This is a genomic window from Streptomyces sp. NBC_01474 (assembly GCF_035918215.1).
In the GTDB taxonomy this organism is placed as follows: Bacteria; Actinomycetota; Actinomycetes; order Streptomycetales; family Streptomycetaceae; genus Streptomyces; species Streptomyces aureus.
The window spans coordinates 7,568,754-7,591,857 of sequence record NZ_CP109449.1 but is presented as its reverse complement, the minus strand read 5'-3'; the positions used below and the strand labels follow the sequence as shown (position 1 = coordinate 7,591,857).

The 23,104-nt window shown below is 72.8% G+C and carries 22 protein-coding genes and 1 pseudogene; 9 read left to right on the top strand and 14 right to left on the bottom strand.

Annotated features, from left to right (window positions below):
* Positions 1 to 45: 45 nt before the first annotated feature.
* Positions 46 to 939: a hypothetical protein gene (locus OG758_RS34575; RefSeq protein WP_326713507.1), complete on the top strand. Its 894-nt coding sequence runs from the start codon at positions 46 to 48 to the stop codon at positions 937 to 939.
* A gap of 48 nt (positions 940 to 987) precedes the next feature.
* Positions 988 to 2,466, top strand: coding sequence for an ankyrin repeat domain-containing protein (locus tag OG758_RS34570; RefSeq protein ID WP_326713506.1), 1,479 nt, complete (start codon positions 988 to 990; stop codon positions 2,464 to 2,466).
* Here OG758_RS34570 and OG758_RS34565 read toward each other — a convergent pair.
* Genes OG758_RS34565 through hsaA form a run of 5 tightly spaced genes read right to left on the bottom strand, consistent with a single transcriptional unit; the run spans position 2,426 to position 7,580 of the window.
* On the bottom strand, positions 2,426 to 4,093 hold the full coding sequence (locus OG758_RS34565) for an FAD-dependent oxidoreductase (protein ID WP_326713505.1): 1,668 nt from the start codon (positions 4,091 to 4,093) through the stop codon (positions 2,426 to 2,428). The genes OG758_RS34570 and OG758_RS34565 overlap by 41 nt on opposite strands.
* Entirely contained in the window at positions 4,090 to 4,578 is a 489-nt protein-coding gene (locus OG758_RS34560; protein ID WP_326713504.1) for a flavin reductase family protein, read from the bottom strand. The genes OG758_RS34565 and OG758_RS34560 overlap by 4 nt, the downstream gene beginning before the upstream one ends.
* A complete protein-coding gene (locus OG758_RS34555; protein ID WP_326713503.1) occupies positions 4,566 to 5,462 on the bottom strand; it encodes a VOC family protein in 897 nt (298 codons plus the stop codon). The genes OG758_RS34560 and OG758_RS34555 overlap by 13 nt, the downstream gene beginning before the upstream one ends.
* A 55-nt stretch (positions 5,463 to 5,517) precedes the next feature.
* Positions 5,518 to 6,399, bottom strand: a complete 882-nt coding sequence (hsaD, locus tag OG758_RS34550) for a 4,5:9,10-diseco-3-hydroxy-5,9,17-trioxoandrosta-1(10),2-diene-4-oate hydrolase (protein ID WP_326713502.1) — start codon at positions 6,397 to 6,399, stop codon at positions 5,518 to 5,520.
* Positions 6,396 to 7,580 carry a 3-hydroxy-9,10-secoandrosta-1,3,5(10)-triene-9,17-dione monooxygenase oxygenase subunit gene (hsaA, locus tag OG758_RS34545; RefSeq protein ID WP_326713501.1) on the bottom strand — a complete coding sequence of 395 codons (1,185 nt, stop codon included), beginning with the start codon at positions 7,578 to 7,580 and terminating at the stop codon, positions 6,396 to 6,398. Before hsaA ends, hsaD begins: the two co-directional genes overlap by 4 nt.
* A gap of 214 nt (positions 7,581 to 7,794) precedes the next feature.
* On the opposite strand from hsaA, the gene OG758_RS34540 reads away from it, so the two are divergent.
* Complete coding sequence (locus OG758_RS34540) at positions 7,795 to 8,502, top strand: HAD family hydrolase (RefSeq protein WP_326713500.1); 708 nt, start codon at positions 7,795 to 7,797, stop codon at positions 8,500 to 8,502.
* A 201-nt stretch (positions 8,503 to 8,703) separates the two neighbouring features.
* Positions 8,704 to 9,573 (top strand): IclR family transcriptional regulator, encoded by an 870-nt coding sequence (locus tag OG758_RS34535; protein ID WP_326713499.1) that lies wholly within the window; start codon positions 8,704 to 8,706, stop codon positions 9,571 to 9,573.
* A gap of 81 nt (positions 9,574 to 9,654) precedes the next feature.
* Here OG758_RS34535 and OG758_RS34530 read toward each other — a convergent pair whose 3' ends face one another.
* The 8 genes from OG758_RS34530 to OG758_RS34495 all read right to left on the bottom strand — a co-directional run bounded on the left by OG758_RS34530 (position 9,655) and on the right by OG758_RS34495 (position 16,671).
* Positions 9,655 to 10,659, bottom strand: a complete 1,005-nt coding sequence (locus OG758_RS34530) for a ferredoxin--NADP reductase (protein ID WP_326713498.1) — start codon at positions 10,657 to 10,659, stop codon at positions 9,655 to 9,657.
* Positions 10,652 to 10,879 carry a hypothetical protein gene (locus OG758_RS34525; RefSeq protein WP_326713497.1) on the bottom strand — a complete coding sequence of 76 codons (228 nt, stop codon included), beginning with the start codon at positions 10,877 to 10,879 and terminating at the stop codon, positions 10,652 to 10,654. The genes OG758_RS34530 and OG758_RS34525 overlap by 8 nt, the downstream gene beginning before the upstream one ends.
* Entirely contained in the window at positions 10,879 to 12,012 is a 1,134-nt protein-coding gene (locus OG758_RS34520; RefSeq protein ID WP_326713496.1) for a Rieske 2Fe-2S domain-containing protein, read from the bottom strand. The genes OG758_RS34525 and OG758_RS34520 overlap by 1 nt, the downstream gene beginning before the upstream one ends.
* Positions 12,013 to 12,029: 17 nt before the next feature.
* A complete protein-coding gene (gene dmpG / locus OG758_RS34515; protein ID WP_326713495.1) occupies positions 12,030 to 13,055 on the bottom strand; it encodes a 4-hydroxy-2-oxovalerate aldolase in 1,026 nt (341 codons plus the stop codon).
* Complete coding sequence (locus OG758_RS34510) at positions 13,052 to 13,951, bottom strand: acetaldehyde dehydrogenase (acetylating) (protein ID WP_326713494.1); 900 nt, start codon at positions 13,949 to 13,951, stop codon at positions 13,052 to 13,054. The genes dmpG and OG758_RS34510 overlap by 4 nt, the downstream gene beginning before the upstream one ends.
* A 34-nt stretch (positions 13,952 to 13,985) precedes the next feature.
* Positions 13,986 to 14,768 (bottom strand): 2-keto-4-pentenoate hydratase, encoded by a 783-nt coding sequence (locus OG758_RS34505; RefSeq protein WP_326713493.1) that lies wholly within the window; start codon positions 14,766 to 14,768, stop codon positions 13,986 to 13,988.
* Positions 14,769 to 14,960: 192 nt separating this feature from the next.
* The gene (locus OG758_RS34500) at positions 14,961 to 15,914 is read right to left on the bottom strand and encodes an SDR family oxidoreductase (RefSeq protein ID WP_326713492.1); all 954 of its coding nucleotides are present in this window, start codon (positions 15,912 to 15,914) and stop codon (positions 14,961 to 14,963) included.
* Between the two features lies 1 nt (position 15,915).
* Positions 15,916 to 16,671, bottom strand: coding sequence for an SDR family oxidoreductase (locus OG758_RS34495; protein WP_326713491.1), 756 nt, complete (start codon positions 16,669 to 16,671; stop codon positions 15,916 to 15,918).
* An 88-nt stretch (positions 16,672 to 16,759) separates the two neighbouring features.
* Between OG758_RS34495 and OG758_RS34490 the strand changes: the two genes are divergently transcribed.
* The 5 genes and pseudogenes from OG758_RS34490 to OG758_RS34470 all read left to right on the top strand — a co-directional run bounded on the left by OG758_RS34490 (position 16,760) and on the right by OG758_RS34470 (position 21,233).
* Entirely contained in the window at positions 16,760 to 17,563 is an 804-nt protein-coding gene (locus OG758_RS34490) for an enoyl-CoA hydratase family protein (RefSeq protein WP_326713490.1), read from the top strand.
* A pseudogene (locus OG758_RS34485) lies at positions 17,560 to 18,405 on the top strand (CoA transferase subunit A); the annotation flags it as partial. The gene OG758_RS34490 and the pseudogene OG758_RS34485, both read left to right, overlap by 4 nt.
* Before the next feature lie 87 nt (positions 18,406 to 18,492).
* The gene (locus OG758_RS34480; RefSeq protein WP_326716133.1) at positions 18,493 to 19,233 is read left to right on the top strand and encodes a CoA-transferase subunit beta; all 741 of its coding nucleotides are present in this window, start codon (positions 18,493 to 18,495) and stop codon (positions 19,231 to 19,233) included.
* Positions 19,230 to 20,294 carry an NAD(P)H-dependent flavin oxidoreductase gene (locus tag OG758_RS34475; protein ID WP_326713489.1) on the top strand — a complete coding sequence of 355 codons (1,065 nt, stop codon included), beginning with the start codon at positions 19,230 to 19,232 and terminating at the stop codon, positions 20,292 to 20,294. The genes OG758_RS34480 and OG758_RS34475 overlap by 4 nt, the downstream gene beginning before the upstream one ends.
* 27 nt (positions 20,295 to 20,321) lie before the next feature.
* The gene (locus OG758_RS34470) at positions 20,322 to 21,233 is read left to right on the top strand and encodes a tyrosine-protein phosphatase (protein WP_326713488.1); all 912 of its coding nucleotides are present in this window, start codon (positions 20,322 to 20,324) and stop codon (positions 21,231 to 21,233) included.
* 76 nt (positions 21,234 to 21,309) lie between these two features.
* On the opposite strand, the gene OG758_RS34465 is transcribed toward OG758_RS34470, so the two are convergent.
* Positions 21,310 to 23,010 carry a DEAD/DEAH box helicase gene (locus OG758_RS34465; RefSeq protein ID WP_326713487.1) on the bottom strand — a complete coding sequence of 567 codons (1,701 nt, stop codon included), beginning with the start codon at positions 23,008 to 23,010 and terminating at the stop codon, positions 21,310 to 21,312.
* Positions 23,011 to 23,104 lie beyond the last annotated feature (94 nt).

The window sequence follows — 23,104 nt, the reverse complement described above, 5'->3', positions numbered from 1 at the left end:
CCGGTGTCCGGGCGGTGGTGCCCGGCGGCCCCAGGGGGTGCGGGCGTGGCGAACGGCGGACCGGTGGAGCACGGCTTTCCGCATCTGGAGACGGTGCGGGCGGCGGTGACCGCGCTGTACAAGAGGCTCTCGTACGACACAGTGCACGCGTTCGAGACGAGCGTCGCCCCGGTCGACGTGGCGTTCTGCGATCAGGACGATCTGTATCTGGGGGCGCAGCGGGTGGCGCGTGAGCTGGTGCGGCACTACCGGCTGCCGGAGGCGCGGATGATCGTCAGTTTCCGCGAGATGACGCATGCGGCGAGTGTCGAGCTGGCGGCGGGTCCGGAGTACTTCATCGAGCTGAACGACCGGTTCCGTACGCACCGGCGGGACATCGGGGCCGCTCTCGCCCACGAGGTCATGCACGTCTATCTGCACCGGCTCGGTCTCGCGTTCCCGGGGACGCGGGACAACGAGATCCTCACGGACACGGCCACCACCTATCTGGGGGCGGGCTGGCTGCTGCTCGACGCGTACCGGGAGGACGCGGCGTCGTCGCAGAAGCTCGGCTATCTCACGCCGGAGGAGTTCGGCTACGTGCTGGCCAAGCGGTCGCTCGCGTTCGGTGAGGCGCCGGAGACGTGGTTCACCAGTGCGCAGGCCTACACCGCGTACACGAAGGGGCTGGCGCGGGCGCGGGCCGACGAGCAGCGGCCGCCGCTGACGGCGGCCGGGTGGGCGGGGCGGCGTCGGTACGCGAAGGACCGGCGTGAGGCGCGGGAGAGCGGGGTGGGCGCGGTGGCGCCGGGCGGTGCGTACGCGTTCTCGACGGAGGGGTCCGCGCTGCGGGTGACGTTTCCGTGTCCGACGTGCCATCAGCGGATCAGGGTGCCGGTGCGGGGCCGGGTGCGGGCGCGGTGCGCACTGTGTCACACCGTGATGGACTGCGACACATAGCCTCAAAACGCTTTGCTTTCACCCCGGGTGAGAGGCGATGGTCGACCTATGGACGAAGAGCAGAAGGCAGGCGCGAGTGGCCTGTTCGACGCGGTGTACGGCGGTGACGAGGATGCGGTGGTGCGGGCCCTGCGCGCGGGCGCCGCGGCGGACGAGCCGGACGACGAGGGCCGGACGGCGCTCTATCTGGCGTCGGTGAGCGACGAGCCGGGCATCGTACGGCTGCTGTTGTCGGCCGGGGCGGACCCCGACCGGCTGAGCAGTGGCACGGATCTGCCGTTGTGCGGGGCGGCGTGCGGCGGGCACACGGAGGTCGTGCGGGCGCTGCTCGCGGCGGACGCGCGGGTCGATCTGCGCGAGGAGTTCGGGTTCACGGCGATGGCGTGGGCCCTCCAGCGCGGGCACGAGCGGGTGGTGCGGGCGCTGCTCGACGGCGGCGCGGATCCGCAGCTGCCGGGTCCCGGTGGCGGTCTTCCGCTGGTCGCGGCGGCCCGGCGCGGGTCCACGGGGTGTGTGCGTGCGCTGCTCGAACACGGCGCACAGGGGCGGACCGAGGCGCTTGCGGAGGCGCTGGCCTGGTGCGGGGTGGATGTGGCGGCGGCGCTGCGTACGGGACTTGGGCAGCCCGGGAGCGAGGCGGTGACGCAGCGGTTCGTGGAGGACGGCGGGGTGACCGTGGTCGTGGAGCTGCTCGACGAGGAGGGGCGGCCGCGGTCGGGCAACGACATGCAGACGGGGCATGCGGCGATCGCCACGCTCCTGGAGGGGGACCTTGGTGTCGTCACACCGGCCGCCGAGCTGGCGGAGCGTGCGCTGCGCCGCGGTGACCCGGACGACGACGACTGGACCGAGGCGGTGGCCGTGCTCCGGGCGCGTGGCGACGAGGAGACGTTCCTCGCTGCGGCCGCGTGGTGTGCGAGCGGTGAGGCGCCGCGGCGGGCCTTCGGGGCGGATGTGCTGGGGCAGTTGGGGCCGCGGGGCCGGTACACGGCCAGGTCGCTCCCGGTGCTGCGTGCCCTGGCCCGCACGGTCCGCGACACCGCCGGTCCGCGTTCGGCCGTCGTCGCGCTCGGCCATCTCGGGGATCCGGTGGCGCTGCCGGAGATCCTGCTGCACGCGCGGCATCCGGAGCCGCGGGTGCGCCGCGCGGTGGCGCTCGCCCTGACGGGTCTGGTGCCGGCCGGTCACGGCGAGGGCGTCGCGGCGCTGGTCGCGCTGACCCGCGACGCGGACGGCGATGTGCGCAACTGGGCCGCGGCGGCGCTCGCCGCGGCCCCTGCGGACACGGCTCAGGTGCGCGACGCGCTGGCCGCGCTCCTCGAAGACCCGGTCCCGGACGCCGCGGCGGAGGCGGCCCGCGGCCTGGCACTGCGCCACGATCCGCGGGCCGTCGAGGCGCTCGCGCGGATCCTCGCCTGCCAGGCGCCCGGCGGGTACGCGCACGACACGGCGCGGGACGCGGTCCGCCATGTCCCCGACGCGCGGGTCAGGGCCCGTCTGGAGTGGACGGTCCCGCGATGTCGTTGACGGCTGCCCAGCTGAACGCCATGGCGGGCCCGATCGTGGCGCCGGGCCCTGGGTACGTCTCCCCCATGACGGCCGCCGAGCAGTTCCCGGAGGCGTAGAGCCCGGCGACGGATGTGCCGTCCTCGCGCAGGACGCGGGCGTCCGCGTCCGTGACAAGGCCGCCCTTGGTGCCGATGTCGCCGGGGTGGACGGGGACGGCGTAGAAGGGGCCCTTGTCGAGGGGGGCGAGGTTGGGGTTCTGGAGGGTCGGGTCGCCGTAGTAGCGGTCGTAGACGCTGTCGCCGCGTGCGAAGTCCTCGTCCTTTCCGGTGGCGGCGAAGCCGTTGAACCTCCTTATGGTGGACGGGAGTTGGGGTGCCCTGATGATCCGGGCCAGCTCCTCCACGGTGGCGGCCTCCTTCAGGAAGCCGCTTTCGCGCCACCGCTTCGGGAAGGCCTGGCCGGGGAAGAGGCCCGCGAAGATGTAGCGGGCCTTGGAGCGGGCGTCGAGGATCAGCCAGGACGGGACGGTCGTCGCGTCGGGGCGGTCGGCGGCGTACATGCGGTCCACGAACTCGTGGTACGGCGCCGCCTCGTTGGCGTACCTCTCCCCCGCCTCGTTCACGATCACCATGCCGGGGATGCCCCGGTCGGCGACGAGGAAGAACGGCTTCTCGCCCGGCGGGCACAGGGAGGGAGCGCCCCACACCTTGTCGAGGAGGTCGGTGGCGGCGCCGAGTTCCTCGCCCAGGCGCAGGGCGTCGCCGACCTGCCCCTCGGAGGAGTGGGTCCACGCGGTGGACGTCGGCTGCGGCAGGTACTTGTCGCGCAGGGCCTGGTCGTGGGAGAAGCCGCCGGAGGCGAGGACGACGCCGCCGCGGGCCCGTACGACGTGTTCGGTCCCGTCGCGCAGGACGCGGACGCCGGTGACGCGGCCGCCCTCCACGACGAGGCCCGTGAGCGGCGCCGACAGCCACAGGTCGCCGCCGAGCCGCTCCAGGGAGAGCCGCATCCTGGCGATGAGCGCCTCACCGAGCGAGAGCAGCTTGCGCCCGCGCAGCGCCGCGCCCACGGCCCGCGCCCCCACCCGCAGCGACCTGCGCCGGCCGGCCCAGGTGCGGGCGACCATGTTGAGGAAGCGGAAGTCGTACGACGTCATGGTCAGCCCGTACGTGGGCAGCCCCGCCCGGCGCAGGTCCCGGGCGAGCGGGCCGAGTTCCTTGAGGTCGACGACGCACGGCTCGGCCGAGCGGCCCTGCGCCATGCCGCCGAGCGCCTCCGGGAAGTAGTCGGAGTAGCCGGGCGTGTACATGAAGCGGACGGCGGTGCGGTCGTGGAACTCGCGCACCATGCGCGGCCCGTGCCGCAGATAGGCGTCCTTGCGGTCGCCCGGCACGCGGTCGCCGACGGTAGCGTCGAGGTAGGCGCGGGCCTTCTCGTACGTGTCGCCGAGGCCGGCCGCGTCGAGGTGGAAGTTGCCCGGTACCCAGATCGCGCCGCCGGACAGGGCGGTGGAGCCGCCGTAGTGGTCGGTCTTCTCGACGATCAGGGCGGTCAGGCCGCGCAGGCGGGCGGTGATCGCGGCGGCGAAGCCGGCGGCGCCGGACCCGACGACCACCACGTCGTAGCCGATCTCGGCGTCACTCATGCGAACTCCCCGGTGGCGTAGGCGCTGCGGAAGTAGAGAAGGGGTCTGCCGCCGTCGCGTGCGGTCAGGCCGAGGACGCGGGCGGTGACGATCCAGTGGTCACCGGCCTCGTGGACGGCGTACAGCTCGCAGTCGACGGTGGCGAGGGCGCCGGCCACGCGGACCGCGCCGCCCGGGGCCGGCTCCCACTGCACGTCGCGGAACTTGTCGGGGCCGCTGCGGCCGACGGCGGCGCACACGGCTCGCTGGTCGTCGGCGAGGATCGAGACGCCGAACCGGCCCGCGCGCCGCACCTTGGGCCAGCTCGTCGACGACTTGGCGACGCACAGCAGCACGAGCGGCGGTTCGAGGGAGAGCGAGGCGAAGGACTGGCAGGCGAGGCCCACCGGTTCGCCCGTGTCCTCGTCGAGGGCGGCGACGACCGTGACGCCGGACGCGAAGTGGCCGAGGACGTCGCGGAACGCCTCCGGGCTCAGCCGTTCCACCGGTGGCCCCAGAAGCTGTCGGAGGTGATCGCCTTCGTCACCCAGGTCTCTTTGTCGACGATGAGACCGTCCCAGCCGTACTCGACCTGGAAGCCACCCGGGGCCTGTGCGTAGAACGACACCATGTGGTCGTTGGAGTGCCGGCCGAGGGTGGAGGCGATCGGGATGCCCGCCGCGTTCATGCGGTCCAGGCAGAAGCCGACGTCGTCGAGGCGCTCCAGCTCGACCATGAAGTGCACGATGCCGGGAGGCAGTTCACCGGGGTACAGGCCGAGGCTGTGGTGGCGGGCGTTGGGGCTGAGGAAGTTCATCCAGTAGAAGTCCTGGCCCGGCTTCCCCGTGGGCACGGCGACGGGCGGCAGCTTCATGCGGTCGCGGAGCTGGAAGCCGAGGAGGTTCTCGTAGAAGTCGAGGGTGGCTTCCATGTCGGGGGCCGGCATGACGACGTGGCCGAGGCCGAGGTGGTCGCCGGTGACGAAGCGGTTGCCGTAGGGCGCGGCGAGCGGCGTGTGGTCCTGGGCCTGGCCCCAGTAGATCTCCAGGGGGTTGCCGGCCGGGTCCTCGCAGTGGATGAGGCCCTGTACGCGGCGGTCGGCGAGGGTGGCGTCGTCGGCGTGCTTGACGGCTACTCCGGCCGCTTCGAGTTCGGCGGCGGCCTCGGCGAGCGCTCGCGCGTTCGCGACCTCGAAGCCGGCGGACAGAAGGCGGTCGTGTTCGCCCGCCACGAAGGACAGGCGGCGGATCCGGTCGTCGATCCGGGCGTGCAGGACGGTGTCCGTCGAGTCGGCGCCCTCGGTCATCCCGAGGATGTCGATGACGTAGGTGCGCCACTCGGCGAGCTTCGCGGTCTCGATGCGGAGGAAGCCCAGAGAGCGGATGTCCATGGCTGCGGGCCTTTCGGTGGCTGATGGCTGATGGCTGATGACCAGTGGCTGGTGACTAGTGACCGAAGAAGTCGATGGCGAGGCGGTTGAACTCGTCGAACCGCTCGGTCTGCGCCCAGTGGCCGCAGTGCGGGAAGACGTGCAGGCGCGCGTCCGGAATGGTCTTGAGGGCGACCAGGGCGCCGTCGAGCGGGTTGACGCGGTCCTCGCGGCCCCAGGTGAGGAGCGTGGGAGCGGTGATGCGGTGGGCCTCGCGCCACAGCATCGTGTCGGCGGGCCACTTGGCGAAGGACGCGGTCATGCGGTCGTTGCCGAGCTTGGCCTCGGGGTCGACGGCCTGCGCGTAACGCTCCTCGACGAACGCGTCGGTGACGATCGAGGCGTCGTACGCGAGGGTGGTCAGGAAGTCGCGCATCATGGCGCGGGTCGGCTCGCCCGAGCCGTTGAACGCGAAGAGCTTCTTGATGCCTTCGGTCGGGTCGGGCGCGAACAGGTTGACGGAGATGCCGCCCGGACCCATCAGGAGGAGCTTGCCGACCTTGTCCGGGTGGTCGAGGGCCATCCGGGTCGCCGTCCCGCCACCCAGGGAGTTGCCGACGAAGTGCGCCCGAGGGATGGCCAGTTCGTCCATGAGGGCGGCGACGGCGTCTGCGGCGTAGGAGAAGAAGTCCTTGGTGAGCTCGGGCTTGTCGGAAGCGCCGTAGCAGGGCTGGTCGATCAGGAGGGTACGGAAGTGCCTCGCGAACACGGGCAGGTTGCGGCCGAAGTTGGACCAGCCGGAGGCGCCGGGGCCACCGCCGTGCAGCATGATCACGACAGGGGCGTCCGGGGCGCCGGGGCCCGCCTCGTGGTAGTGGAGGGTCAGGCCGGCGGCTTTGACGGTCCGCGAAGTCCCCTCGTGCGTAAGGGAGTTCACCGTATCGGTAGAGGTGCTCACAGCATCGTGTCCTGGATGTCGAGGCCGAGGGCGCTCTGGCCGGAGAGGAGGAGGGCGCGCTCGGGGTCGTTGGCGGCGTGGCCGCGGCCGGTGTGGACGTCGCGCCAGGCGCGCTGCACCGGGTTGGGGCCGGTGCGCATGGCGCCGCCGCCCGCGTTCTCCATGAGCAGGTCGACGGCGGCGACGGCGCGCTCGGTGGCGAGGACCTGGTCGCGGCGGGCGCGGGCGCGCAGCGGCATGGGGAGTTCCTCGCCGCGCTCCGCGCAGGCGTACAACTCGGCGATGTTGCGCTGGAGCTGAAGGCCCGCGGCGTCGATGTCGGAGGCGGCCCGGGCGATGCGGACCTGTGCGAAGGGGTCCTCCGCGACCTGCTCGCCGTAGGACACGCGGAAGCGCTTGCGGGTGGCCTCGATGTACGCGTCGAGTGCGCCCTCGGCGATGCCGACGACGGGGGTGGAGATGGTGGTGGTGAAGACGGCGGCGTACGGGAGGCGGTAGAGCGGCTCCGGGTTGACCGCGTGGCCCGGCACGTTCAGGGCCGTGACGGGGCCGAAGCTGAGGGCGCGGTGCTCGGGCACGAACACGTCGTCGCACACGACGTTGTTGGAGCCGGTGCCGCGCAGGCCGACGGTGTCCCACACGTCGTCGATGCGGTACTCCGCGCGCGGCACGAGGAACGTCCGCATGTCGACGGGCCGGGCGTCCGCGTCCATGACGAGGCCGCCGAGCAGCGCCCAGTCCGCGTGGTCGCAGCCGGAGGAGAAGCTCCAGGAGCCGCTGATGCGGAAGCCGCCGTCGACGGGTGTGACCTTGCCGGTCGGGGCGTACGAGGAGCAGATCCGGGTCGACGGGTCGGCGCCCCACACCTCTTCCTGGGCACGCGGGTCGTAGAGCGCGACGTGCCAGGGGTGGACGCCGACGACGGACGCGACCCAGCCGGTGGAGCCGCAGGCTCGGGCGATCTCGCGGACGGCGGCGTAGAAGACGGCCGGGTCGGCGGCGAATCCGCCGTAGGCCCGGGGCTGGAGGAGCCGGAAGAAGCCGGTCTGCTCCAGGTCCTTGATCGACGTGTCGGGCACCTTGCGCAGCGCCTCCGCCTCGGCGGCGCGTTCGCGCAGCGCCGGCGCGAGGGCGCGGACCGCTTCGAGTACGGCGGCTGCGGTGGCCGGGGATTCGCTCATGCGGGGGCCCTCTCCTGGGTGCGGGTTCGAGTGGCTGGACCGTACGCCCGCCTCCCGCGGGCCGAGAACGGGTGGTTCCCGCTGAGCGGGAACCTCGGCGGGTTCCCTGGCTGTCGCGCGTGAGCTGCGTGGAGGGCGTGCGCCGTTCACCGGCCTGTCATGCGGGGCGACCGTAATGAGAGGGTCGGCCTGTCCCTTCGGCTTCTGGAGCACTGTGAACACCCCTCGCGCCCACGCCGGCGCGCCCACCCGCGCGCTGCCCGTCGAACCCTCCGCCCTCCAGGCGGTGCTCTTCGACATGGACGGCACGCTCGTCGACACCGAGGACATGTGGCTCGAGGTCGTCGAGGCCGTGTCCGAGCGGCACGGCCGCCCCCTGGACGAGGAGGGCCGCGCCGCGGCGCTCGGACGCTCGGTCGGGGACACGGCGGACCTGCTGCACGAGTCCCTGGGTGCGCCCCGCGCGGACCTCGCGGACGAACTGGGCCGGGGCTTCACCGCCCGGATCGCCGAGGGCGCGCCGCCACGGCCGGGCGCCCTCGGGCTGCTCGCCGCACTGCGCGCGGCCGGGGTCCCGACAGCCCTGGTGTCGGCGTCGCCGCGCGCGGTGGTGCGCCGGATCGCCGGGTCCCTCGACGGGCACGTCTTCGACGCGGTGTACGGGGCCGAGGACACGCCGCGCACCAAGCCGGCGCCGGACCCGTATCTCGCGGCGGCCGCGGCGCTCGGCGTGGAGCCCGAGCGGTGCGTCGCGGTGGAGGACACCCCGACGGGAGTGGCGTCGGCGGAGGCGGCGGGGTGCGCGGTCCTCGTGGTCCCGTCGGTGCGGCCGATCGCTGCGGCCCCGGGCCGCACGGTCGTCGCCGATCTCACGGGCGCGGATGTGGGGCTGCTGCGGTCCCTCGTGGCGGGGGCGGCGTGACGACCACAGGCGTGCGGCAGCGGGCGGCGTGACGACGACAGGCGTGCCGAAGCGATCGACGTGACGGCGGAAGGTATGCCGAACCGAAATACATAGCTCCCGGCTCTTCCCCTGGGTCGAGGGCGCATGGCAAGGTCGGCGCGAGGTCGTCAACGCGCCCGCAATGTCGCGGATGCGCCCTGTTGTCCTGGGGGTTCAGCCATGCCCGAGCAGACCGGGATCGTCGGGGGCGCCGCGCCCTCGCTCCTGGAGAAGGCCGCGAAGGTGCTCGGCGCCTTCGACGGCGCACAGCCGCGCCTCTCCCTCACGGAGGTGATCCGGCGCTCCGGGATCCCCCGGTCCTCCGCCCACCGCATCCTCGACCAGCTGGTACGGCTCGGCTGGCTCGACCGGGAGGGCCGGGACTACCGGATGGGCATGGGGATGCTCGAACTGGGCGCGCTCGCCGCCCACCACAACCGGCTGCGCCGGACGGCGCTCCCCCGGCTGCACGCGCTGCACGAGTCGACCGGGCACCTGGTGCACCTGTACGTCCTCGACGGCGCCGAAGTGGTCTGCCTCGAACGGATCGGCGGTCTGCACGACACGTCGGTGCCCTCCCGCGTCGGGGGCCGCATGCCCGCGTACTGCACGGCCGCCGGCAAGGCGGTCCTCGCGTTCAGCGACCCGGCCACCGTCGAGGGCGTCCTCGCGCACGGGCTGCGCCCCCGCACGCCACGCACCCTCACGCATCCGACCGCTCTGCGCTCCGCGCTCGCCGCGGCCCGCGACCGGGGTGTCGCCTTCGACCACGAGGAGAGCCACCGCGACGTCGTCTGCGTCGCGGCCCCGCTGCGCGGCGCGGGCCGGGCCGTCGCCGCGATCTCCCTGTCCGGCAAGGGTCTGACGGCCCAGCGCGACCTGGAACGCCTCGCGCCCGCCGTGCTCGCCTGCGCCCGCACGGTCTGGCGCGACCTGTACGGGCCCGGCCGCGCGACCCGCTCGGCGCCGCCGCCGAGCTGCGCGCCGGGCGTCTCCGAGCAGGCGATGGACAACATGATGGGGTGGCTGCGGACGAGTGAGTGGATGTAGCGGGCGGGGCTGCTCCCGAGGACCCCGGCCCGCCTCATCCGCACGGGCCGGGCGCCTCAGAACAGTCCCGGCCCGCGGGCCTCAGGAGTACGTGACCCCCACCGCGTCCGACACCGGCAGCGCCTGGCAGGCGAGGACGTACCCCTCGTCGAGGTCCCGCCGGTCGAGGATCTCGTTGCGCGCCATCGTGACCTCCCCCTTGGTGACCCGGCAGCAGCACGCGCTGCACGCTCCCTCACGGCACGAGAAGGGGGCGTCGACGCCGGCGGCGAGCAGGGCGTCGAGCATCGGCGTCCCGGCCGGCCACGCCACTTCCCGCTCCTGGCCGTCGAGTTCCACGTGAAGCCGGTGGTCGTCGGCGTCCGGCTCGGCCCCGTCCCGGCGCCCGGCCCGGTCCTCCCGCTCGGCGAACACGTCGTCGCCGAGCGAGAAGTACCGTTCTCTGCGCACGGACCGGCCGCCCACCGCCCGTAGCGCCTGCTCGGCCGCGTCCATCAGAGGCGCGGGCCCGCACAGATAGGCGTCGCGCCCCGCGTACGGGGCGAGGGGTGCGCGCAGGGCGGCGGCCGTGGGCAGGCCCTGGAGGGTTTCCAGCCAGTGCACGACGGTGAGCCGGCCCGCGAACTCGACTCCCAGGAGCCGGAGTTCCTCGCGGAAGATGACCGACTGCTCGTCGCGGTTCGCATACAGGAGGGCGACCCGGCCGCGGCCCGCGGCGAGCGCCGACTTGGCGATGGAGACGACGGGTGTGATGCCGCTGCCGCCCGCCACGAGCAGCACGTCCCCGTCGAGGTCAGGTGGCGTGAACGTCCCCGCGGGCGGCAGGACCTCCAGCTCGTCGCCAGGTGCGACGCTCTCGCAGATCCAGCCCGACCCGACTCCCCCGGCGACTCTCTTCACGGTGACCTTCATGGGCTCACCGGTGTGCGGGGAGCTGGCCAGCGAGTAGCAGCGGGCCCCGCCACCGGGCAGCCGTACGGTCATGAACTGACCGGGCTCGTACGGGAGTTGTGCGCCCAGGACGAGGGAGACCGCGTCGGCCGTCTCCCGTATCACCTCGGCGACCCGGACCCTCACGCTAGGCATCCGCGACCGCCAGGAGCCCGCTCGCGACCGCCACGTCGATGCTCGCCCGCAGCGGCGCGCAGCCCCGTACCCGCGCGCTCAGTTCACCGGCCGCGACGCGCTCCGCGATGATCGGGCAGACCGCGGCCGCCTCCTCGGTCCACTGAATCTGTGTGTGGGCGGCGCTGAACTTCTCGCACAGGACCTGGTTTCCGCAGACCCCGCACTGCACGGGCCGCATCAGTCGGCCTCCCGCCGGGCGAGGTTCTCCTCGACCTCCGCGCGCCAGGCGGCGGTCGCACGCTCGGTGTCGATCTCGAACTCGAAACGCCGCACCATCTCGTCCTTGACGTCGCCGGCGTCCACATAGAACTGCTCGTACCAGCGGCGCAGTTGGTAGACGGGGCCGTCCTCCTCGGTGAGGAGCGGGTTGTCGATGCGGGTCTTGTTCCGCCAGATCTCAACGTCCTGCTCGAAGCCGACCGCGAGGCCCTCGGAGGTGAGCCGGGCGGCGTCGGCCGCCTGCTCGTCACTCATGCCGGGCAGCTTCCTGACGATCGCGCCGTACATGAGCATGAAGCTGTTCTCGTCGATCGGGTAATGGCAGTTGATGAGGACGGACTCCATCTCGACACCGTCCCCGACATCGCTCCACAGCTTGTCGATCATGTACGAGGGGCCGAAGTACGAGGCGTCGGAGCGCAGGCCGCCGCCGGTGGACAGCGTGCCGAGCTCGACGTCACCGCGCGGTGTGGACTCCATGTACTGGGTGGCGACATGGCCGTCGAAGATGTTCTTGAAGTAGTTCGGGAACGCGTAGTGGACGTAGAAGAAGTGCGCCATGTCGACGACGTTGTCCACGATCTCGCGGCAGTTGGAGTTCTCGACGCGCAGCGCGCTCCAGGACCAGTCGGACCACTCGGGGCTGCCGACGCCCTCGATCTGCGGGATGGTGACACCGGGCGGGGGCTCGTTGCCCTCGGGGTCGTGCCACACGTAGAGCTGCCCGTTGCGTTCGAGGGTGGTCCAGGCGCGGGTCCTTGCGCGCGGCGGGACGCGGCGCGCGTACGGGATGCCGGCGCAGCGCCCGTCGCCCGCCCAGCGCCAGTCGTGGAACGGGCAGGCGACGGCGTCGCCCTTGACGGTGCCGTGGGCGAGATTGCCGCCCATGTGGGGGCAGTACGCGTTCAGGACGTGCAGGTCGTTGTCGTCCTCCCCCCGGAAGACGACGAGCTTCGTGCCGAACGCCTCGACCTCGTGCGGGGCGCCGTCGCGGAAGGCCGCGGCCAGGCCCAGGCAGTGCCAGCCGCGGGCGTAGCGGGCCGGCGGCGCGGCGGCCTCGATGACTCGGACCTCTTGCTGCTGTGCGGTCATGTCGCGTGTCCTGCCCTTCAGTCGCGTGCCGCGAGTTCGACGGCTATGTCGATGAGCTGGTCCTCCTGACCGCCGACGAGGCGGCGTTCCCCGGCGCGCAGCAGGATCTCGGCACCGGAGACGCCGTAGCGCTCCGCCTGCCGGTAGGCGTGCTTGAGGAAGCTGGAGTAGACGCCGGCGTGCCCCATCAGGAGGGACATCCGGTCGAGCAGGCACTCGTCGTCCATGACGGGCCGCACGACGTCCTCGGCCGCGTCGATGATCTTCAGTACGTCGATGCCGGTGCGCAGGCCCATCTTGTGGCAGACCGCGGCGAACGCCTCGACGGGCGTGTTGCCCGCGCCCGCGCCGAGCCGCCGCGTCGAACCGTCGATCTGCAGCGCTCCGGCGCGCACGGCGGCCACGGAATTGCCGACGCCCAGGCCGAGGTTCTCGTGGCCGTGGAAGCCGACCTGCGCGTCGTCGCCCAGTTCGGCGACGAGCGCGGACACCCGGTCGGTGACGTCGTCCATCACCAGGGCGCCGGCCGAGTCGACGACGTACACGCACTGGCAGCCGGCGTCGGCCATGATCCTGGCCTGGGCGGCGAGCAGCTCCGGCGTCGTGGAGTGCGCCATCATCAGGAATCCGACGGTCTCCAGGCCCATCTCCCGTGCCAGGCCGAAGTGCTGGACGGAGATGTCGGCCTCCGTGCAGTGCGTCGCGATGCGGCACACGCTCGCGCCGTTCGCGTGCGCGGCCCTGATGTCGTCCTTCACGCCGAGGCCCGGCAGCATCAGGAACGCGATGAGCGCCTGCCGCGCCGTGTCGACGGCGGCCTTGATGAGCTCCTGCTCGGGAGTCTTCGAGAACCCGTAGTTGAAGGACGAGCCGCCCAGGCCGTCGCCGTGCGTGACCTCGATGACGGGGACGCCCGCGCCGTCGAGGGCGCCGACGATGCGGCGTACGTCGTCGGCGGTGAACTGGTGCCCCTTCGCGTGCGAACCGTCGCGCAGCGAGGAGTCGGTGACGCGGATGTCCAGCGTCTCGGAGTACGGCTTCACTTGCGGATCCCCTTCGCGAGCTCCTCGCCGACCTTCGTCGCGGCGGCGGTCATGATGTCGAGGTTTCCTGCGTACGGCGGCAGGAAGTCGCCCGCGCCCTCCACCTCCAGGAAGATCGCGACGCGCGCCATCCCGCCGTTCAGGGGTGTCGGGTCGTCGAACTGCGGTTCCGTGCGCAGCCGGTAGCCGGGTACGTATGTCGCGACGCTCTCGGCGATCTCCTTCACGGAGAGGGTGATCGCGTCCCGGTCGGCGTCCTCGGGGATGGCGCAGAAGACGGTGTCGCGCATGATGACGGGTGGCTCGGCCGGGTTGAGGATGATGATCGCCTTGCCGCGCGCGGCGCCGCCGATCTCCTCGATGCCGCGGGACGTCGTCCGGGTGAACTCGTCGATGTTCGCGCGGGTGCCGGGCCCCGCGGACACCGAGGCGACGGAGGCGACGATCTCCGCGTACGCGACGGGCACGACGCGTGAGACCGCGTACACCATGGGGATGGTGGCCTGGCCGCCGCAGGTGATCATGTTGATGTTGGGCGCGTCGAGATGCGCGGTGAGGTTCGCGGGCGGGACCACGGCGGGGCCGACGGCGGCCGGGGTCAGGTCGATGGCCCTGATGCCGAGTTCGGCGTAGCGCGGGGCGTTGGCGCGGTGGACGTAGGCGCTCGTCGCCTCGAAGACGAGGTCGGGCAGCTCGTCCTGGGCGAGCAGGGGCTCGACGCCCTCGTGGCTCGCCTCGACCCCCAGCTTCCGCGCCCGCGCGAGGCCCGCGCTGTCGGGGTCCACGCCGATCATCCAGCGCGGTTCGATGTACGGGGAGCGGTGGAGCTTGTGGAGGAGGTCGGTGCCGATGTTCCCGGAGCCGACGATGGCGGCGGTGGCTTTCTTCGCGGTCATACGTACCTCAGCAGAGTCAGCGGACCCGTCGGGGTCATCGGAACGAGAGCGATACGGTGCCGAGTCCGGTGAACTCGGCGGTGTAGGTGCGGCCCGCCTCGACGTCGACGGCGCGGGTGCAGGAGCCGGGCAGGATGACGTGCCCCTTGCGCAGGGGCACGCCGAAGCGGGCGACGGTGCGGGCCAGCCAGGCGACGGAGACCGCGGGATCGCCGAGGACTGCGTCACCGCGGCCCTGCGCGATCTCCTCGCCGTCGCGGGTGAGCCGGGCCTCGACGGCCTTCAGGTCGAGGTCGCGCGGGTCACGGCCCGCGCCGATGACGTAACCGGCGGACGAGGCGTTGTCGGCGATCGTGTCGGCGATGGTGATGCGCCAGTCGGCGATCCGGCTGTCGATCAACTCCATTGCGGGCACGACGCGTTCGGTCGCGGCGAGGACGTCGGCCGGGGTGCAGCCCTCACCCGGCAGGTCGTCGCCGAGTACGAATCCGATCTCGACCTCGACGCGGGGCGCGCAGTAGCGGACGGTGTCCACGGGCTGGTCCTCGCGCAACTCCATGTCGTCGAGGAGATGACCGTAGTCGGGCTCGTCGACGCCCATCATGCGCTGCATCACCGGCGACGAGAGGCCCACCTTGTGCCCGGTGACCTGGGCACCCAGGGCGGTCCTGTGCCGGATGTTGATCAGCTGGATCTCGTACGCGTCCTCGGTGCCGATGCCCTCGAACGCGCCGGCCAGGGGCGCCACGGGACTGCGGCCGAGCTCGGCGCGACGCAAGCGCGCGGCGGCCTCCTGCCGACTCCGGACGTCAAGCATCTCGGCTCCTTGGGGTGACGGTCTGACCCGCGGTGCGGTGCACCGCGGTGGGCCAGACGGTAGGTCGGAGCCGGGACGTGGAGGGAGTCCGGATTCCCGCTCAGCGGGAAGGTGACGGGGGTGACGGGGCCGAGCGGGAAGGTGACCGGGCGGTCCGTAGGGGCAGCCGGGTTCACGCCCCTACGGGGGCCGTCACCCGCTCCCGTACACCGCCCCCGGCACCTCCGCCCTGCCGAGGAGTTCCCTCGCCGCCTCTCCCGCCTCGGCCGGGGTCCAGCGCGCCGCCTTGTCGGCGGTGGGGCCCGGGCGCCAGCCCTCCATGACCGTGATGCGGCCGGCCTCCGCCTCGAAGACGCGGCCGGTCACGCCGTCGCTCGCGGCGGAGCCGAGCCACACCACCACCGGCGACACGTTCTCCGGGGCCATCGCGTCGAAGCCGTCCTCGGGGGCGGCCATGGTGTCGGCGAACGTGCGCTCCGTCATGCGGGTGCGGGCCGCCGGCGCGACCGCGTTCACCTGCACCCCGTACCGCCCCATCTCCGCCGCGGCGACCAGGGTCAGGCCCACGATGCCGGCCTTCGCCGCGCTGTAGTTGCCCTGACCCACCGAGCCGAGCAGACCCGCCCCCGACGACGTGTTCACTACCCGGGCCGAGGGTGTCCTGCCTGCCTTCGCCTCCGCGCGCCAGTGCGCCGCCGCGTGCTTCAAGGGCAGGAAGTGGCCCTTGAGATGCACGCGCATGACCGCGTCCCAGTCGTCCTCGTCGAGGTTGACCAGCATCCGGTCGCGCAGGAAGCCCGCGTTGTTGACCAGCGTGTCCAGGCGTCCGAACGTGTCGAGGGCCGTGGCGACGAGGGACGCGGCGCCGTCCGTGGTCGCGATGTCCCCCCCGTGGGCGACCGCCTCGCCGCCGAGGGCCCGTATCTCCTCCACCACTTGGGCCGCCGGACTCTCCGGCGCCGGGGCCCCGTCCAGGCCCACGCCCAGGTCGTTGACCACGACCCGCGCACCCTCGGCGGCGAACGCCAGCGCGTGCGCGCGCCCCAGTCCGCGCCCGGCCCCCGTCACGATGACGACGCGCCCCGCGCACAGCCCAGAACCCGTACCGGTATCCGCAGCCACAACCGCTCCCTTGTCGTTCGTCATGTCACGCCTCCTTGTTGACAGTTGCCGCGTCCAGGAACACCGGACGCTCCCCGCCTCCGTGCACCAGGAGGCTCGCCCCCGTGATGTACGACGCGGCGTCCGAGGCGAGGAACACCGCCGCGTCCCCGATCTCCGACGGCTCTGCGAGGCGTCCGATCGGCACCGTGCGCCCCACCGCCGCCACGCCTTCCTCGTCCCCGTAGTGCAGATGGGACAGCTCGGTGCGCACCATCCCGAGGACCAGCGTGTTCACCCGTATCTCGGGCGCCCACTCCACCGCCATCGAGCGCGCCAGGTTCTCCAGACCCGCCTTGGCCGCCCCGTACGCCGCCGTGCCCGGCGAGGGTCTCGCGCCGCTCACGCTCCCGATCATCACGACGGAGCCTCGCGTGCGCCGCAGTTGCTCGCGCGCGGCCAGCGACGCGGTCATCGGCGCCGTGAGATTGAGCTCGACCACGCGCGCGTGCCGCTCCGCGTCGGACTCCCCGAGCAGCCGGTACGGCGTACCTCCCGCGTTGTTCACCAGCACGTCCACCCGGTCGAGGCCCGCGAAGAAGCGCCGTACGGCCGGACCGTCCCGCAGGTCGACGGGTATGAACTCACAGCCGGGCAACGGCTCTTCGGGCGGCCTGCGCGCGCACACCACCACGTCCGCCCCCGCCCGCACGAACGCCGCCGCGATCCCGGCCCCCACACCCCGGGTGCCCCCGGTGACGACCGCGACCTTCCCCCTCAGGGGCCTTGAGCTCAGATCCATGCCATCCACCCCAGGTCCATTCCGCTCGTCCCCATCGCCTGCTACCTTCCTACCAAACAAACGTTAGGTGGAAAGGTAGCTGAACGCCATGGGTGTCTCCACCTCCTCACCCGAAAAGGGGATCGCCGTCGTCACGGTGGACTTCCCTCCGGTCAACGCGCTGCCGGTGCGGGGCTGGTACGACCTGGCCGACGCCCTGCGCGCGGCGGGCCGCGACCCGGACGTGCGCTGTGTCGTCCTCGCCTCCGAGGGCCGGGGGTTCAACGCGGGCGTCGACATCAAGGAGATGCAGCGCGACACGGCGTCCGGCGGCCACGGCGCCCTCATCGGCGCGAACCGCGGCTGCTACGAGGCCTTCGCGGCCGTGTACGAGTGCGAGGTGCCGGTCGTCGCCGCGGTCAACGGCTTCTGCCTGGGCGGCGGCATCGGCCTCGTGGGAAACGCGGACGCGATCGTCGCCTCGGACGACGCCACGTTCGGCCTCCCCGAGCTCGACCGCGGAGCGCTCGGCGCCGCGACCCATCTCGCCAGACTCGTTCCGCAGCACCTGATGCGCGCCCTCTACTACACCTCGCGCACGGCGACGGCGCGGGAGCTGCACGCGCACGGTTCCGTCTGGAAGGTCGTGCCACGCGCCGAACTCCGGGCCGCTGCACTGGACCTGGCCCGCGAGATCGCCCGCAAGGACGGCTCGCTCATCCGCCTCGCCAAGGCCGCGATCAACGGCATCGACCCCGTCGACGTACGCCGGAGCTACCGCTTCGAGCAGGGCTTCACCTTCGAGGCGAACCTCAGCGGCGTCGCGGACCGCGTCCGCGACACGTTCGGCACGGACACAGACACAGGCACGGACACGGACGCGGACACGGCAACCAAGGGGGAAGCCAAATGACGGACAAGACCATGACGCCCGAGGACGTCGTCGCCCGCCTCCGCAGCGGCATGACCATCGGCATCGGCGGCTGGGGCTCGCGCCGCAAGCCCATGGCCCTCGTACGGGCCCTGCTGCGCAGCGATGTCACGGACCTGACCGTCGTCGCGTACGGCGGCCCGGACGTCGGCCTGCTCGCCGCCGCCGGGAAGATCCGCAAGCTGGTCACCGCCTTCGTGACCCTCGACTCGATCCCGCTCGAACCGCACTTCCGCGAGGCCCGCCAGCGCGGCGCGTTCGAGCTGACGGAGGTCGACGAGGCGATGTTCATGTGGGGCCTGCACGCCGCGGCGAACCGGCTCCCCTTCATCCCGGTGCGGGCCGGCATCGGCTCGGACGTCATGCGCGTCAACCCCGGTCTCAGGACGGTCGGTTCGCCGTACGAGGACGGGGAGACCCTGGTCGCGATGCCGGCGCTGCGGATGGACGCGGCGCTCGTCCACATGAACCGCGCGGACCGGCACGGCAACGGCCAGTACCTGGGCCCCGACCCGTACTTCGACGACCTGTTCTGCGAGGCGGCCGACGCGGCGTACATGTCCTGCGAGGAGCTGGTGGAGGGATTCGGCGACGTCGGGGACGCCGTTCCGCAGACCCTCCTCGTCAAGCGGCACGCGGTCACCGGCGTGGTCGAGACGCCGAACGGCGCGCACTTCACGTCGTGCGCCCCCGACTACGGCCGGGACGAGGCCTTCCAGAAGCTGTACGCGACCACGCCCTGGCCCGAGTTCGCCGAGCGCTTCCTGCCCGCGCGCGGCGACGAGAAGAGCTACCAGGAAGCCGTCCGCAGCTGGCACGCGGAGCGGGAGGAGCACGCGGGGCCGGCCACAAGCGCGGCCACGCACACACCTGCACCCGCACCGGCGACGGCAACCACGTCAGGAACGAGCATCACCCCCACCCGCGCCGAATACTGCGTGATCGCCTGCGCCGACGCCTGGCGCGACAGCGGCGAGATCCTGGCCAGTCCGATGGGACTGATCCCGTCCGTCGGCGCCCGCCTCGCCAAGCGCACGTTCTCCCCCGATCTGCTCCTCACCGACGGCGAGGCGATGACCGTGGGTCTCGGCGGGGAGCCGGAGGGCTGGCTTCCGTACCGTCAGCACCTCACCATGGTCACCGGCGGCAGGCGTCACGTGATGATGGGCGCGAGCCAGATCGACCGGCACGGCAACCAGAACATCTCGTGCATCGGCGACTGGGACCGCCCCGACCGCCAGCTCCTCGGCGTACGCGGGGCGCCCGTGAACACCCTCAACAATCCGGTGAGTTACTGGGTCCCGAAGCACTCCGCGCGCGTGTTCGTCGAGAAGGTCGACATGATCAGCGGGGTCGGGTACGACAGCGCCGCCGCGGCGGGACCGTCGGCGACGCGCTACCACCGCATCCCGCGCGTCGTGTCGAACCTCGGCGTCTTCGACTTCGAGACGCCGGACCGCTCGATGCGGCTCGCGTCCGTGCACCCCGGGGTCACCATCGACGAGGTGATCGCGGCGACGGGCTTCCCGCTGGCCCTGCCGGACGGGGGCGAGGTGCCGCAGACACGCGAGCCCACTCCTGAGGAGCTGCGGCTGATCCGCGAGGTCATCGACCCGAAGGGCCTGCGCGACCGCGAGGTCAGGCCCGTATGAGCGACGCGACCCTCGAGACGGCGTTCACCAAGCTGGTCGGTGTCCGCCACCCGCTCGTGCAGACCGGCATGGGCTGGGTCGCGGGCCCCCGCCTCGTGTCGGCGTCGGCGAACGCCGGGGCGCTCGGCATCCTCGCCTCCGCCACCATGACCCTCGACCAGCTCAGGTCGGCGGTGCGCGAGGTGAAGTCCCGTACGGACGAACCCTTCGGGGTCAATCTGCGCGCGGACGCCGGTGACGCGCGGGACCGGGTGCGGGTGATCATCGACGAGGGGGTGCGGGTCGCCTCGTTCGCGCTCGCGCCGTCCCGTGACCTGATCGCCGAGCTGAAGGACGCGGGCGTCGTCGTCATCCCGTCCATCGGTGCCCGGCGGCACGCGGAGAAGGTCGCCGCGTGGGGCGCGGACGCCGTCATCGTGCAGGGCGGCGAGGGCGGCGGGCACACGGGGGACGTCGCGACGACGGTGCTGCTGCCGCAGGTCGTGGACGCCGTGGACATCCCCGTGATCGGCGCGGGCGGGTTCCACGACGGGCGCGGCCTGGTCGCCGCCCTCGCGTACGGGGCGGCCGGCGTCGCCATGGGCACCCGTTTCCTGCTCACCTCCGACTCGACCGTCCCGGACGCGGTGAAGGCGAGATATCTGGCGGCCACGGTCAAGGACGTCACGGTGACGACCGCCGTGGACGGTCTGCCGCACCGCATGCTGCGGACGGATCTCGTCGACTCGCTGGAGCGGGCGGGGCGTACACGCTCGCTCGTGCAGGCCGTGCGGCGGGCCGCCGGGTTCAGGAAGCTGTCGGGCCTGAGCTGGCCGCAGATGGTCCGCGACGGACTGGCGATGAAACACGGCAAGGAACTGTCGTGGAGCCAGGTCCTGCTCGCCGCGAACACCCCCATGCTCCTCAAGGCGTCCATGGTCGAGGGCCGCACCGACCTCGGCGTCATGGCATCGGGCCAGGTCGCGGGGGTGATCGAGGACCTCCCGAGCTGCGAGGAGCTCGTCGCCCGCGTGATGTCGGAGGCCCGGCACGTGCTCGGCACCCTGCCTACCCCAGGGTGATCCCGCTTCCCGCAAGGGAGTTCAGCGATGCCACGCACCGTTTCGAGACGCGCCCTCGTCGGCGCCGCGCTCACCACCCTGACGGCCGCGGCCGTCGCGCCCGGTGCCGCCGCGGCCGGACGGCGTCCGCACCAGAACCCGCCGATCCGGCACATCCCGCTCCAGGGCGCGGTCAACGTCCGCGACGTGGGCGGCTACCGGACTCTCGGCGGCGGTCGCGTCCGCCACGGACTCGTCTACCGCTCCGACGCCCTGGCCAAGCTCACCGACACCGACGTCACCACGCTCGCGGGCCTCGGTCTGTGCCGCGTGGTCGACTACCGGGTGCCGGTGGAGATCCAGTACGACGGCGCGGACTGCCTCCCCGCCGGGCTCACCGCGGAGTCGCGGCCCGTCTCCGACAACGGCCTGTATGCGCAGATGATGGCCGCGATCGGTTCCAAGGACCCGGCGCGGCAGGAGGAGATGCTCGGCGGCGGCCGGGCGGCCGCGTTCATGCGGAGTGTGTATCCGCGGTTCGTGTCGGACGCGGACAACCGCGCGCGGTTCGCGGCCACCCTGCGCGACGCCGCGTACGGCACCGGGGGCCGGGGCGCGCTCCTGTACCACTGCACATCCGGGAAGGACCGCACGGGCTGGACGACGTACGTGCTCCTGCTGCTGCTCGGCGTCCCCGAACGGACCGCCGTGGACGACTACTTGGCGTCGAACGCGTTCCGTGCCGCGTACGACGCGAAGGTGCGCGACGGGCTGAAGCAGTCCGGCATGATGCTCGACCCGGACCTGCTGATCCCGCTCCAGGAGGTCCGCACGGAGTATCTGTCGGCGGCCGTCGACCAGGCGCGGGCGGACTACGGCAGCCTGGGCCGGTACGTCTCGCGGGGGCTCGGCCTCGACGGGCACACGGTCACGGCCCTGCGTCACCGGCTCCTCGACTGACGCGAACGCGAAGCGGGGCGGTGGGGCGAGGCTGTTCACCTCGTCCCACCGCCCCGCCGTTCAGCTGGAGTACCGGTTACGCGGCCGCGCCGCGCCCGGCGTCACGCGGACCGCGTCGCGCCCGGCCGCCGCGCCCGCCGGCGCTCTGACCTGCGCCACCCTGCCCGGGACCGCCCTGGCCACGGCCACCCTGGCCCCGGCCACCGGCGCCCTGGGGTCGGCCGCCCTGGACGGCCTGGCCGCGCCCTCCGCCCTGACCGCCGCCGTCGCCGCGCCCGGCCTGCGCGCGCCCGCCCTGGGTACGCCCTGCCTGGCCGGCGCCCTGGCCGCGTCCGCTGCCGCCACGGCTGCGCCGCGGCTTGCGGGCACCGGAGGCCGCCGGAGCGGTCGGCTCCGGGACCTCGATGACAGCGGGGACGCCGGAGGGCTCGCGCGCGCCGGTGATGCGGACGAGCTCTTCGTCGGTGGACTTGACCTGGGTGGTCTGCGGGCGGATGCCCGCGTCCCGCATGAGGCGCGTGACGTCGCGCTTCTGCTCGGGCAGGACCAGCGTGACGACGCTGCCGGACTCACCGGCGCGGGCGGTGCGGCCACCGCGGTGCAGGTAGTCCTTGTGCTCGGTCGGCGGGTCGACGTTCACGACGAGGCCGAGGTCGTCGACGTGTATGCCGCGGGCGGCGACGTTCGTGGCGACGAGGGCCGTGACCCGGCCGTCCTTGAACTGCTCCAGGGTGCGGTTGCGCTGCGGCTGCGAGCGTCCGCCGTGCAGCGGCGCCGCGAGGACACCGCTGGCGAGGAGCCGCTTGGCGAGCCGGTCGGCGGACCGCTTGGTGTCGACGAAGAGGATCACGCGGCCTTCGCGGGCGGCGATGCGCGCGGTGACGGCCTTCTTGTCGGTCTCGTCGAGCACGTGGAGGACGTGGTGCTCCATCGTGGTGACGGCGCCCGCCGACGGGTCCACGGAGTGGACGACCGGGTCGGTGAGGAACTGCCGGACGAGCCGGTCGACGTTCCGGTCGAGCGTCGCCGAGAACAGCATGGTCTGGCCGCCCGGGGCGACCTGCTTGAGGAGCGCCGTGACCTGCGGCATGAAGCCCATGTCGGCCATCTGGTCGGCCTCGTCGAGGACGGTGATCCGCACCTCGGACAGGTCGCAGTCGCCGCGCTCGATGAGGTCCTTGAGGCGGCCGGGCGTCGCCACGACGACGTCCGCGCCGCGGCGCAGGGAGGACGCCTGACGGGAGATCGACATGCCGCCGACGACGGTGGTCAGGCGGAGCCTGACGGCGCCCGCGTACGGCGTGAGGGCGTCGGTGACCTGCTGGGCGAGCTCGCGGGTCGGTACGAGGACGAGGGCCAGCGGCATGCGCGGCTCCGCCTTGAGGCCGGCGGTGCGGGCGAGCATCGGCAGGCCGAACGCGAGGGTCTTGCCGGAGCCGGTGCGGCCGCGGCCGAGGAGGTCGCGTCCCGCGAGGGAGTTGGGGAGAGTGGCGCCCTGAATGGGGAACGGCTCGGTGACGCCCTGCTCGGTGAGCGTCTTCAGAAGGCCGGCCGGCATGTCGAGCTCGGCGAACGTCGCGGCCGCGGGGAGCGCGGGCGTCGTGTTCTCCGGCATCGTGAATTCCTGCGGCGGCGTGGGCCTGCGCTCGGGAACGCGGCCCTTTCCGCCGGACCTTCCGCCCCGGGAATTCCTTCCGGCGTTTCCGGCGCCCGCGCTCACTGAAGCGGATGCGGACCGGTTGCGGGTCGGGCGGGGCGGACGTGCGGGGTTAGCCATGCGGGCATGCCTTCCTGGGCCTGGGCGGCCGGGAGCCGGTGGCCATCGACGCGTCTGCGGGCCGCCGGCCTGGGGACAGCACGGGCCGGGGCCC

What these genes read in the sequence shown, in the direction of transcription:
- OG758_RS34530 (WP_326713498.1), bottom strand. Translation starts at nt 10,659, where the DNA reads ATGCCTAGCGTGAGGGTCCGGGTCGCCGAGGTGATACGGGAGACGGCC.
- OG758_RS34475 (WP_326713489.1), top strand. Translation starts at nt 19,230, where the DNA reads ATGAGCGACGCGACCCTCGAGACGGCGTTCACCAAGCTGGTCGGTGTC.
- OG758_RS34555 (WP_326713503.1), bottom strand. Translation starts at nt 5,462, where the DNA reads ATGGACATCCGCTCTCTGGGCTTCCTCCGCATCGAGACCGCGAAGCTC.
- OG758_RS34505 (WP_326713493.1), bottom strand. Translation starts at nt 14,768, where the DNA reads ATGCTTGACGTCCGGAGTCGGCAGGAGGCCGCCGCGCGCTTGCGTCGC.
- OG758_RS34570 (WP_326713506.1), top strand. Translation starts at nt 988, where the DNA reads ATGGACGAAGAGCAGAAGGCAGGCGCGAGTGGCCTGTTCGACGCGGTG.
- OG758_RS34520 (WP_326713496.1), bottom strand. Translation starts at nt 12,012, where the DNA reads ATGACCGCACAGCAGCAAGAGGTCCGAGTCATCGAGGCCGCCGCGCCG.
- OG758_RS34525 (WP_326713497.1), bottom strand. Translation starts at nt 10,879, where the DNA reads ATGCGGCCCGTGCAGTGCGGGGTCTGCGGAAACCAGGTCCTGTGCGAG.
- OG758_RS34500 (WP_326713492.1), bottom strand. Translation starts at nt 15,914, where the DNA reads ATGACGAACGACAAGGGAGCGGTTGTGGCTGCGGATACCGGTACGGGT.
- OG758_RS34465 (WP_326713487.1), bottom strand. Translation starts at nt 23,010, where the DNA reads ATGGCTAACCCCGCACGTCCGCCCCGCCCGACCCGCAACCGGTCCGCA.
- OG758_RS34495 (WP_326713491.1), bottom strand. Translation starts at nt 16,671, where the DNA reads ATGGATCTGAGCTCAAGGCCCCTGAGGGGGAAGGTCGCGGTCGTCACC.
- OG758_RS34565 (WP_326713505.1), bottom strand. Translation starts at nt 4,093, where the DNA reads ATGAGTGACGCCGAGATCGGCTACGACGTGGTGGTCGTCGGGTCCGGC.
- hsaA (WP_326713501.1), bottom strand. Translation starts at nt 7,580, where the DNA reads ATGAGCGAATCCCCGGCCACCGCAGCCGCCGTACTCGAAGCGGTCCGC.
- OG758_RS34470 (WP_326713488.1), top strand. Translation starts at nt 20,322, where the DNA reads ATGCCACGCACCGTTTCGAGACGCGCCCTCGTCGGCGCCGCGCTCACC.
- OG758_RS34535 (WP_326713499.1), top strand. Translation starts at nt 8,704, where the DNA reads ATGCCCGAGCAGACCGGGATCGTCGGGGGCGCCGCGCCCTCGCTCCTG.
- OG758_RS34510 (WP_326713494.1), bottom strand. Translation starts at nt 13,951, where the DNA reads ATGACCGCGAAGAAAGCCACCGCCGCCATCGTCGGCTCCGGGAACATC.
- OG758_RS34490 (WP_326713490.1), top strand. Translation starts at nt 16,760, where the DNA reads ATGGGTGTCTCCACCTCCTCACCCGAAAAGGGGATCGCCGTCGTCACG.